Source organism: Candidatus Methylacidiphilales bacterium, assembly GCA_028713655.1.
Lineage (GTDB): Bacteria > Verrucomicrobiota > Verrucomicrobiia > Methylacidiphilales > JAAUTS01 > JAQTNW01.
Genome location: JAQTNW010000053.1, coordinates 9,720 through 20,496, shown reverse-complemented (window position 1 = coordinate 20,496; position 10,777 = coordinate 9,720). Strand labels below are relative to the sequence as shown.

General features: G+C 54.3%; 12 protein-coding genes. 6 read left to right on the top strand and 6 right to left on the bottom strand.

What is annotated here, in order from left to right; all coding sequences use genetic code 11:
- Positions 1-764 (bottom strand): hypothetical protein (locus tag PHD76_13680; protein MDD5262890.1); only part of this gene is annotated, 764 nt, incomplete at its 3' end.
- Positions 765-775: 11 nt separating this feature from the next.
- Positions 776-1,558 (bottom strand): hypothetical protein, encoded by a 783-nt coding sequence (locus PHD76_13675; GenBank protein ID MDD5262889.1) that lies wholly within the window; start codon positions 1,556-1,558, stop codon positions 776-778.
- Between the two features lie 147 nt (positions 1,559-1,705).
- Between PHD76_13675 and PHD76_13670 the strand changes: the two genes are divergently transcribed.
- Complete coding sequence (locus PHD76_13670) at positions 1,706-1,924, top strand: helix-turn-helix transcriptional regulator (GenBank protein MDD5262888.1); 219 nt, start codon at positions 1,706-1,708, stop codon at positions 1,922-1,924.
- A gap of 49 nt (positions 1,925-1,973) precedes the next feature.
- Here PHD76_13670 and PHD76_13665 read toward each other — a convergent pair whose 3' ends face one another.
- From PHD76_13665 to crcB, 3 genes are all read right to left on the bottom strand, one after another.
- A complete protein-coding gene (locus tag PHD76_13665; protein ID MDD5262887.1) occupies positions 1,974-2,732 on the bottom strand; it encodes a Nif3-like dinuclear metal center hexameric protein in 759 nt (252 codons plus the stop codon).
- 141 nt (positions 2,733-2,873) lie between these two features.
- On the bottom strand, positions 2,874-3,236 hold the full coding sequence (locus tag PHD76_13660; protein ID MDD5262886.1) for a DUF190 domain-containing protein: 363 nt from the start codon (positions 3,234-3,236) through the stop codon (positions 2,874-2,876).
- 2 nt (positions 3,237-3,238) lie between these two features.
- Complete coding sequence (gene crcB, locus PHD76_13655) at positions 3,239-3,634, bottom strand: fluoride efflux transporter CrcB (protein ID MDD5262885.1); 396 nt, start codon at positions 3,632-3,634, stop codon at positions 3,239-3,241.
- Positions 3,635-3,750: 116 nt separating this feature from the next.
- Between crcB and PHD76_13650 the strand changes: the two genes are divergently transcribed.
- The gene (locus PHD76_13650) at positions 3,751-4,908 is read left to right on the top strand and encodes a hypothetical protein (GenBank protein ID MDD5262884.1); all 1,158 of its coding nucleotides are present in this window, start codon (positions 3,751-3,753) and stop codon (positions 4,906-4,908) included.
- Here the strand turns inward: PHD76_13650 and PHD76_13645 are convergent.
- On the bottom strand, positions 4,882-5,541 hold the full coding sequence (locus PHD76_13645; GenBank protein ID MDD5262883.1) for an NAD(P)H-dependent oxidoreductase: 660 nt from the start codon (positions 5,539-5,541) through the stop codon (positions 4,882-4,884). The genes PHD76_13650 and PHD76_13645 overlap by 27 nt on opposite strands.
- A 28-nt stretch (positions 5,542-5,569) precedes the next feature.
- Between PHD76_13645 and rplI the strand changes: the two genes are divergently transcribed.
- The 4 genes from rplI to lpxD all read left to right on the top strand — a co-directional run bounded on the left by rplI (position 5,570) and on the right by lpxD (position 10,478).
- A complete protein-coding gene (gene rplI, locus PHD76_13640) occupies positions 5,570-6,250 on the top strand; it encodes a 50S ribosomal protein L9 (protein ID MDD5262882.1) in 681 nt (226 codons plus the stop codon).
- 199 nt (positions 6,251-6,449) lie between these two features.
- Positions 6,450-8,807, top strand: coding sequence for an outer membrane protein assembly factor BamA (gene bamA, locus PHD76_13635; GenBank protein ID MDD5262881.1), 2,358 nt, complete (start codon positions 6,450-6,452; stop codon positions 8,805-8,807).
- A gap of 16 nt (positions 8,808-8,823) precedes the next feature.
- The gene (locus PHD76_13630) at positions 8,824-9,432 is read left to right on the top strand and encodes an OmpH family outer membrane protein (GenBank protein ID MDD5262880.1); all 609 of its coding nucleotides are present in this window, start codon (positions 8,824-8,826) and stop codon (positions 9,430-9,432) included.
- A gap of 11 nt (positions 9,433-9,443) precedes the next feature.
- The gene (gene lpxD / locus PHD76_13625) at positions 9,444-10,478 is read left to right on the top strand and encodes a UDP-3-O-(3-hydroxymyristoyl)glucosamine N-acyltransferase (protein MDD5262879.1); all 1,035 of its coding nucleotides are present in this window, start codon (positions 9,444-9,446) and stop codon (positions 10,476-10,478) included.
- Positions 10,479-10,777 lie beyond the last annotated feature (299 nt).

Here is a 10,777-nt window from a genome sequence, read left to right as displayed (position 1 = left end):
GCGCTCATATAATTTGTGGTAACGGTAAATTGAGCGGGAAACGCAGTCCCCGCCGTGGCGGTGATCTGGCTGGTTATTCCTTCTCCCGCAGGTTGCAAATAATAAACAGCTGCAGTTGTCCCTTGATAAACAACAGCATAGCCATCGTTGTCAGTCCGCATTTGCAGGCTGTCGTATTGCTGGGCGACGGGCGTGTTGGCGGTTGTGAGCGTGCCTCCGCCCTGGCTGACGCTGAAGGTCAGCGGCGCATTGGAGAGCGGCAGGCCTGTTGCGCTGTCGGTCACTTGGATAAGCAAAGGATTGGCTGCAAAGGTTACAGGATCACTTGTCTGATTGTTGCCGGAAAGGATGTTGAGGGCGGGCAGTATGGTGACCGGGCCGTTCGCGCCAGGTTGACTGTAATAGTTGTTTGGGTCGCTGCCCTGCTGTAACTCATCCCAGTTGCTCACCCCGTCACCGTCGAAATCGTCGTTAAAGGGGTCGCTGGTTGCAACGTCTGTGTATTTGACCCGCAGAAAAAGTTTGTCTGCGCTGGAACTGAAGCCCCACTGAATGGTTTGATCCGCGCCTGTTTCAATGATGGGCACGTAACTCCAGGTTTGGAGGTCTTCGGATTGTTGAATAAAATAAGTCCTCCCCGCGTGTCCCCACCATGAAAACAGATAAGTTCCTGAAGAACTGTCAGGCGTCAGCGTTGTGCCTTCATTCGGATCGTTTGGACTTTGTGCCTGCACAAATCCAGCCAGCGCCAAAAAGCAAATCAAGAAACCGCATTTCATTGATTTGAGCTTTTCTTGTAAACGCTGCTTTTTACAGGCCAGAAATTGATCACCGTGTCCTGCCGCACCGGCGGATGCGCCTTATTCCAACGCTCCTGCCTTTCCCAGTCCGCCGTCCGCTTCTGGTAATCACTAACCAGTTGATCCTTGTTCGCATTGAAATAAGCGTGCAGATCGTCCAAGCCGGCCACTGTGGCAGGATTGTTCACCGCATTCCCGTCAACGATCCAGTATCCAATGCCATTGGATGGAAGCTGGCGGCGCGCCTGTGCCAGCCACTGGAGCGTTTGATTGTGATTGTCGTTGGCCAAATAATCCGATGCCATGTCAGCGGTTATCAGGAAAAATTCGTAAATCGTGTTGTCGCTCTCAAATTCCAGGGTGTCTGTCAGATAATTGAAATCGAAATTGCTCAACGCCCGGACCCATTGATCCCCGTCGAACCAGCGCAGATCGGTCATCTGATGATCATGGACAGTCGCCCCGATCATGATGAACTTGAAGGCTTTTTGCTGCCTGGCCTGGAGCCATTGCTGGTATTGAGGTGTTGGAGCAGGCTGCACTTGAACCGCAGGGGCCGGAAATACTGGCGGCGCTACCTGGTTGTAAATGACCGAATGCAAGCCAACTTTTACCCTTTGCGATCCGAGCACCTGGAAATTGATTGCCGGGGTTTCAACTTTAACGGGAGCAACCTGCTGGGAAAACAGATTGCCGACACAGAGGAAGGCAAAGAAAACAGCCGTCACATGGATGCATAAAAGCTTTGAGCAGGGCATTTTCATCAGAGGACTGAAATTAGAAACCAAGAGTTCGGTGCCTTCCAAGGATTCAAGCTGTTAATAAACCTATTGGCAAACAAAAAAATAAAAAAAGCGACAATCCGTCCGCTCTAAAATTTCTGGATTTATCACATCCTTCCGGGCGTGAAATTGACGCCCCGTGTCATTTTAGGCCGCAACGTCTGCCGCATCCGGCAACGAAGGAATCTGACACAGGAGGATTTGGCGGAGCGCGCGGAGATCGACCGGCGGTATGTCCAACGCATTGAGGCGGGCACCGCCAACCCCGGTTTTGACATTGTGGTACGGGTACGCTGCGCGCTCCGATGCAGTTGGGAAAGTTTGTTAAGAGGAACGCGTTAGGAATTCCGCCTAATGGCCGGGCAAAAACAGAGGAGTACCCGCATGCGGGCTATAGTCCGCTGGGTACATCAATAAACTGCCACGGCAGTTTGTATTTTGTTGCAAGATGCGAGGCCAGCGCCTTGACCCCGAAGGTTTCGGTCAGGTAATGGCCCCCGTAGAAAACGTTCACCCCCAGTTCATGCGCCAGGGAAAACGTCCAGTGGGACCCTTCGCCGGTAATGAAGGTGTCGATGCCTTCCGACACAGCTCGTGCCAGTTCGTTGCCGGCCCCGCCGGTGACAATGCCGACGCTGCGGCAGGCAGAAGGTCCCGCGGGAATCAACAGGGGCGCCTGTCCCAGTGCTTGCGATAACCTTTTTCCAAGCTCGTCACGTCTGATGCGCGCGGCGATTTTTCTTCCCAGCGCGGTTCCTTTTTCAAGAAAGAAGGGTTTGCCAGAGCCGAGCCTGAGGGCTTGCGCCAGCAAAATGTTGTTCCCCAGTTTCGGGTGGGCGTCCAGCGGCAGGTGCGAGCTGTAGATCGCCAGGTTGTTGGCGAGGCAGGTTTTTAAAAGTTCATGTTTGCCTCCCGTAACCGGGCAAAGCGGGGACCAGCCGATGCCATGATGCACGATCAAAAGATCGGCGCCCCGGGCCACTGCGTTGCGGACAACCGGGAGATTGGCATCCACGGCGGCCGCGATGCGGCTGATCCGGCCATTGTTCTGCAATTGCAATCCGTTCATGGCGCCGGGATAATCGGCAATCCCGGCGTGGTTCAGCAGTTTGTCGCAGTATTTTGTGATATTATCGAGGAGGACTGGCATAGGGTGAATTTCAGCCTTTTTGCGGCAAACAAAAACCCCTTTTCTTCCCCTTGTCAGGGGGATGGAGGCGGCTTGTATTTTAATTTTATGCTTTCTTCGCGCTTTGCGAGCTTCCTGTAAATCTGTGTTTTAGCTGCGAGGTCAGGCGCTTTCCCGCTGGGTGCCGTCACGTTGCAGGCCATCATAGTGGAGTACGCGGACCTTTTCCAGCGTGACAAGCCCGCCCTGCAGCATGTCTTTGATCAGCGGCAGGAAGGACTGGATTTTTTCCTCGCTGTCCACAATTTCGATCACCACCGGCAGGTCCATGGAAAGCTGGAGGATTTTGGCGGTGTGCAGGCGGCTTGTTTTGCCGAAGCCCATGGGCCCGCGCAAGACGGTGGCGCCTGCCAGGCGCATTTCACGCGCCTTCAGGACAATGGCTTCGTAAAGCGGCTTGTGTTTCCAATGGTCGCTTTCGCCGATAAAAATCCGCAACAACATCGCTTCTTCGGGAATGTCCATGGTTATCTCCAGTTATTGATCAATTGCGCCAGCACATGCCCCAGCCAGACGGCCGCCAGGCAAAGCGCGAGCGAAAGCATGGCATTGAGCCCCGCATAGAGCCATTCGCCGTCGCGCGCGAGGTTCAGGGTTTGCAGGCTGAATGAGGAAAAGGTGGTGTAACCGCCCAGCACGCCGATCATGAGGAATTCGCGCGCATAGGGGCTGAGCAGCATCCGGCCCTCGACATCGCTGAGAGAGGCAAGCAGGCCGATGACAAAGGAACCGGTCACATTGATGACCAGGGTGCCGAGGGGGAACGACTCCCCGTAGCGGACCGCGATATAGGAGGACAGGGCAAAGCGCAGGCCGGCCCCGATTCCGCCGCCCAGAACGACAAGCGCATAACTCGTGATCATGATTTTTAAATATCGGGGCCAGCATGGCAAAATATCCGGCAGCGGAAAGCAAATTTCCGAATGGCAGCAGTTGACAAGGTTGCTTCCGAGGCGCTTAGTCGAACAGACACAATGCCATGATATTCCCCCAAATTGCCGCCGGTCTGTTGTTTGCCATCTCTGTTGGCTTTGCTTCAGAACCCGAATCCACCGGAAGAGATCACACCCTCATTTACCGGGCGGAGATACCAAAGGTTGCCTGGAGCGGATGGGGTTACTCCTCGCCACACGATCCGGATCTCAAGAAGAAGCCCGCGCCTGCCCGGGAACAGCTCGATCTTGTTGAGAACAATAGCAACATGCCGAGGATTTTCTCGGGCAAGATGATGGACTATTTCGTTGCGTTTCTTTTCCCTCATATGTTTGACAACAAGCCGCGGACATTCTCAGGCAAGGTGCTGGGACCGGAATCAATGAAAGGGGTGGAGATTGGATTGGTGTCCCTCGTGGGAATCCAATGGAACCACGACGACGCATACCAATGGACGCCGGTGGCGGCAGATGGAAGCTTTTCGATCACCGATGCGCGTTACCAGAATGCGGGCAAAGCACTTGTGGTTCGCGGCCCCAATACTGCGTGGACCTTTCTACGCTACAATTTCGCTCCCGGACAAAGCGGCAAAAATATCGTCCTCAAATCGGCGCCTTCGAAGAAGGTGAGAGTGACAGCCAGCGGTCCGGATATGCAGGATCTGGGCAAGGTTGCTTACGAAGCCTGGCCGGCTTTTGCGCAAATTGATGACGAGGGAAACGCGCTGCGGCGCCAGCGCCTCGGCCCCTACAACTTCAGCGACCAAAAATTCATGGATCTGGTGTTGCCCGCAGGCGAGGTGGCTTTGCGTGTTCAGTGTGAAGGTTGGGCGAGTTACTATCAGATTATCGACACGCGGGAGGCAGACCATTTCCACTTTGTTCTTCTTCACGCCGGGAAGATGAAAATCAGCGTTTTGAATGCGGAAGGCAAGCCGAAGACCGGGGTTCGCGCGAGTTGGATGAATCCCGCGGCCCCACTTTCGTTCGGCCAGACTCGTATCAAAGACGACGGCATTTTATTGCTGAACAGCATGGCGCCGGGCAAGTTTGACGTCACGGTGGGGGATGCCAACATGGACGGCATCGAGGTTCAGGAAGGTTATGTGACGGACATCGTTTTGCAGGACGGAAGAAAGGCCGTTATTTCGCGCAACAAGGCTGGGTCCTCTGCCGCATCACGGCCGATATTCAATGACCGTTGACTTCTCGAAGCGGGTTTTTCTACCTCCGGTTCCCTTTTGATCGGGATGCCGGTAGCCTGCGGCGCAAAGCACCACGGTGCGGAGACGTTGGGCGCGAAACCCGAAAAACTCGTCAAATTCGTGCGGCTTGATTCCTCCCATGGGCGAGGCGTCAATGCCCAGCAGTGCGCAACTGGTGAGGAAATTGCCCAGGGCGATATGCGCCTGTTCGGACGCCCATTCGAAGAGGCGGTGGCGGTTCGGGCCGTGGATGATTTCATCGATCAGGGCCTGACGCATGCCGGCAAAATCTTCAGGCGACGAGTGATGCAACTCCCGCACCCGCCGGCACCAGGCTTCAATATCCTCGGGCAGGATGGATTCGCGCGCGGTAAAGATGACAAGATGGGAGGCGTCCAGCACCGGTTGTTGGTTATGAGAAAAAGGATAGAGTTTCTTGCGCAACTCGCGGTCGGTGACGACGAGGAATTTCCAGGGTTGGATGCCGTAGGATGATGGGGTCAGCACCAGCGCTTCCTCCAAGGCCGACCAGACCGGTTCGGGAATGGTGCGGGTGGTGTCGTATTTTCTGCAGGAATAGCGCCATTTTAGGCGGTCCAGCAAATGTGTGGTGGAGATGGGTTCACTGGTCATAGGTTTAAGAGGCGGGTTGTTTGCGGACATGGACACAAAAGGCCTCGCGAGGAGTACGCTGTACAAGCTATGCGATTTCGGCCAGCCGAAAAATGGCATTGCGCTTATAATCGGCCCGCCTATAGTCGAACTTCCTGGCCAGGAGCCGGGACGTTTTAAAGCGGAAGTCAAATTATTGGAGATTAATGTTATGGCAGTTGAAGTGATTCTGAAAAAGCCCGTCGCCGGACTGGGCGCCGAAGCGGATCTTGTGAAGGTGAAGCCCGGATATGCCCGCAATTTTTTGTTGCCCCGCGATCTGGCCGCCCCGGCCAACGCTGGTTCCAAGAAGATGATGGAAGATCTCAAGCGCCGCCGCGCCGAGCGGGAAGCGCAGGAATTGAATGCGGCGGAGGAACTGGCCACCGCGCTGAACAAGGTGACCATTACGTTTCAGGTCGAAACGGCGGGTTCTGAAAAAGTCTTCGGCTCGATTACCACGCATGATATTGCCGCCCGTCTCGAGGTTCTCGGGCACAAAATCGACCGCAAAAAGCTGGTTTTGCCCAAACCTCTCAGGGGTCTGGGCGAGTACGAGGTGCAGGCTCACCTGCCGATGAATGTCCAGGGCAAGTTCAAGGTGGTTCTGGAGGGGATTGCCAAGGATAAGGTGGCGGCTGAAGAAGCGCCCAAGAGCAAAAAGCCCCGAAAGCCGAAATCGGCGACGTAATTTCCATGAAATGGGTAAGCGGGTTTAAAGGGTACGATAATAGGCTTGACGACCCGCAGTACTTACTTCATTTTTCGCCTAATCAGATACTTTATACGCAATTATTCGTAAAAACCTAAGTGTCTGAGGTTAAACAAGGAAAATGGGTTATTTTAGGATGAGCTACTCGATCCAAAGGCCGCCCTTGCAAGGGTGTGTTATGGCCGCCATCAGCTGCCTCGCTCTCCTATCCTTAAATATAATTTCGACGCAGGCCTTCGCCCAGGACAAAACCCCCGAGGGAAAAACACTGGTCAAGCCGCCTGCCGCCACCGACTCCACAGTGACGCAAGGGCCGATCGTCAAAGACATTGAAATCGAATATGCGGGCCCGCGTTCGGTGGATCGCAGTGTTGTTTTATCCAATATGCGCACCACCATCGGCCAGCCTTATTCGCTGCCCGCCGTGGAAGAGGATGTGCGGAATCTTTATGCCACCGGGCTTTTTGTCAATCTCCGCATTTACGATGAACCGATGGCCGATGGCGTGAAGGTTGTGGTTGTGGTCCAGCCCAAACCGATTGTCCGCGATATTGAAATTGTCGGCGCCAAGGAAATCAAGGAATCGCGCGTCCGCAAGGAGATGAAGAGCAAGGCTGGGGATCCGCTGAGCGAGCAAAAGGTCGCGGAGGATTCGCGCAAGGTTTTGGATTACTACCGCGGGAAAGGTTTTCATCAGGCCCAGGTGGAATACAAGATTGATGTGAACGAGCAGGCGGGCCGTGCAGTGGTCAAGTACACCATCCGGGAAGGTTCCAAGGCCTGGGTGCGTAATGTCACCTTTGAAGGGGTGAAAGTATTCGAGCAGGCGGAGCTCCGAAAGCTCTTTAAGACCAAGAAAAAAGACTGGATTTCGTTTTTCGACAAATCCGGCCTGTTAAAGGAAGACCAGTTCAAGGAAGACCAGAAAAAGCTCAGGGAGTATTACCAGAAGCATGGCTATATCGACATGCAGATTCAGGATATCGCCTATACGTATCCCGAACCGGAGGTGATCGACATCAAGATCACGATTTTTGAAGGCATCCAATACCATGTCGGAAAAATCAATTTTGACGGCAACAAGCTTTACACGCGCGAACAGATACTGGCTCGGATGAAGATGCAGGAAACCGGAATCTTTTCACCACAGGGCTTGGATGATGATGTAAAAGCCATCAAGGATCTTTACGGGGAAAAGGGCTACATTGACGCGAATGTCCAGCCGCAGCGGCAGCCGAACATTGAGAGCGGCAAGATGGATCTGGTTTACAAGCTGGATGAGGCAGGCCAGTCCTTTGTTGAAAAAATCATCGTGCAAGGGAACAATCGCACAAAGGACAAGGTGCTCCGCCGCGAATTGGCTCTTGCTCCTGGTGAGGTTTATGACAGCGTCAAGGCGGACGCCAGCAAAAAGCGGCTGGAAAATCTCGGCTACTTCTCAAAAGTGGATATTTCGGCCGAAGACACCGCAGTGCCAAACCGCAAGGACATGCTGGTTACCGTTGAGGAACAGCGCACCGGCTCCGTCACCTTCGGGGTGGGATTCAGCACGGTGGACAGCCTTCTGGGCTTTGTGGAGCTGAGCCAGGGCAACTTTGACCTGGCGAATCCGCCGACATTCACGGGAGGCGGGCAAAAATTCCGCACGCGCCTGCAGTATGGTTTGCAGCGCCGGGATTTTATTATCAGTTGGACCGAGCCGTGGTTCCTGGACCGGCAGTTGTCCTTTGGATTTGACCTGTTTTACAATGACTCCCAATACCTGAGCCAGGAGTATAATGTTGAACGCTATGGTGCCACCATCCGTTTGGGCAAGGCGCTGAATCAATTCTGGCGTGCCGGGCTGAGCTACACGGCCCAGGAAATCGGCATCCACGATGTGGATCAAAATGCGTCCCAGGCTATTCAGCAGGAAGCGGGCATGCGTTCCAAGAGTTCGATCGATGCCACGTTGACCTATGATTCAAGAGATTCGCTTACACTGTCGCGAAAAGGCGAAAAGGTGGAATTTACCGCCGAAGGCGCGGGCGGCCCGCTTCTGGGCGACACCAAAATCTGGAAATTGCAAGTGGATGGCGCCAAATATTTCCTTTTGCCCTATGATTTGATTCTTTCCACAGGCGGCGCAACGGGCGTGGTTGACAGTTATGACAACGCGCCGAGGGTGCCGCTGTTCGACCGGTATTTTATCGGCGGTTCACGCAGTGTGCGCGGGTTCGATTTTCGATCCATCGGGCCGCGTGACAGCAATGGCGAGCCCATCGGCGGCAACACCATGGCCTACGGCAATGTGGAGCTGACCTACCCGATCATGAGCCGGGTGCGAGGTGCTGTTTTTGTGGACGGCGGTTTTGATAATCCAGGTGTGTTTGATTATTCGGTCAATAATCTGAATGTCGGCACAGGATTCGGGCTTCGCCTGAATCTTCCCATAGGCCCGCTTCGCCTTGATATCGGCTTCCCGATCAAGGCGGATGGTACCAGCGGAAAAGTGGGCGACGTAAAGTTCGACTTTGACGTGGGCTATCAATTCTAGTTACACTCTCCCCTTTATGAAAAAAATCATTGCCATTGCCCTTTTCTGTATCAGCGCCTTCACGGTGCCGGCCCATGCCCAGTTGAAGATTGCTGTCGTGGACATGCAGGCAATATTCAAGGACTACTACAAAACCCAGGAAGCTGAAAAACGCATCCAGGACCAGATTGCCAGCTTCAAAAAGGAACGCGAAGACCGCCTGTCGGATTATCGGAAGCTTGTGGACCAGATCAATGCCCTGAAAGACGGCATGAAAGATCCCACGCTCAGCGACGCCGCAAAAAAGGATAAAGATCAAAAACTGAACGAAAAGATCAACGACGCCAGGACACGGGAACAGGAAATTTCCAGCTACGATCAAAACGCGGGCAAGATCATTCAGGACACCCAGATGCGCCAGCGCAAACAGATCGTCGATGAAATCAGCAAGGCGATTGAGGATTTCAGCAAGGGGAAATACAACATGGTTTTGGACAAATCCGGCATGACCTTGAACGGTACTTCCACGATTGTTTATCAGGAAGGCATGACCGACATTTCCGCTGAAATTACCAAGCAGTTGAACAGCAATAAAGACAAACAGCCCGCTTCTGCTCCCGCTGCGAAAGACAACAAAACGCCCTAAGGGTGTTTGAAATGAGCCGGCGCTTGGCGGACATCGCGGCCTTGGTCGGAGGAGAGCTGTCAGGCAATCCTGACCGGGAGATCCGCGGAATCAATGATTTGGGGCGTGCCACGCCCGATCAAATATCCTTTTTAGGCAACCCCCGCTACCTGCCGACTGCGAAAGAAAGCCGGGCAGGGGCGATTCTCGTCGAGGGCGGCAAGCAGTATGAACTGGCCGCGGACCTTATAAAAGTTTCCAACCCGTCGGCAGCCTTTGCCAAGGTGGCGGCCCTGTTTCAGCCGCCGCCGCTGGAGTGGCGGGCCGGGATTCATCCCACGGCCGTGCTTGATCCAAAAGCGCAGGTGGGAAAGGGCGTGTACATCGGCCCGCATGCGGTGATCGAAGCCGGTGTGAGTGTGGGCGACCGCGTTCATATTGGCGCCGGGACGTATATCGGACATGAATCAAAAATCGGCGAGGACACCTTCATCCACCCGAATGTGGTCATCCGCGAGCGCACGGTGATTGGGAAACGGGTGACTGTGCATCCAGGTGTTGTGCTCGGCTCAGACGGTTTCGGTTACGAATTCCAAAATGGAGTGCATAAAAAAATCCCGCAGGTGGGTTATGTGCAGATCGACGATGATGTGGAGATCGGTTCCAACACCACCATCGACCGGGGGCGCTTTGATAAAACCTGGATCCAGCAGGGAACAAAAATCGACAACCTGGTGATGATCGCGCACAACGTGGTGATTGGAAAGAATTCGATCATTGTTGCCCAATGCGGTATTTCCGGCAGCTCAACGCTGGGCAACAATGTTGTTGTCGCCGGGCAGTCGGCCACGGTTGGGCATGTGAAGGTGGCGGACAACGTGACCTTGACGGCATGGAGCGCCGCGAGCAAGGATATCACAAAACCCGGAGTGTATCGGGGTGGCCCGGCCCGGCCCATGGCGGAAGCGATGAAGATCGAGGCTCTTACGGCGAGGTTGCCTGAACTTTACAAGCGCCTGCAGGCACTGGAAAAGAAGCTGGGTGGTCTGAAAGATCCTCAGGCCTGACCTAATTTTCCGAATTGAATAATCACCGGATTCGGCCATTCTCTTTTGTTCCCGCTGACGGCAGCGTAGCTCAGGGGTAGAGCAGCCCCGAAAGCATTCGGGGTTGGTCGGCGACCTGGGCTTGGAAAGATAGATTTGGCATTATTTAAAGACGGCAGCGTAGCTCAGGGGTAGAGCAGCCCCGAAAGCATTCGGGGTTGGTCGGCGACCTGGGCTTGGAAAGATAGATTTGGCATTATTTAAAGACGGCAGCGTAGCTCAGGGGTAGAGCAGCCCCGAAAGCATTCGGGGTTGGTCGG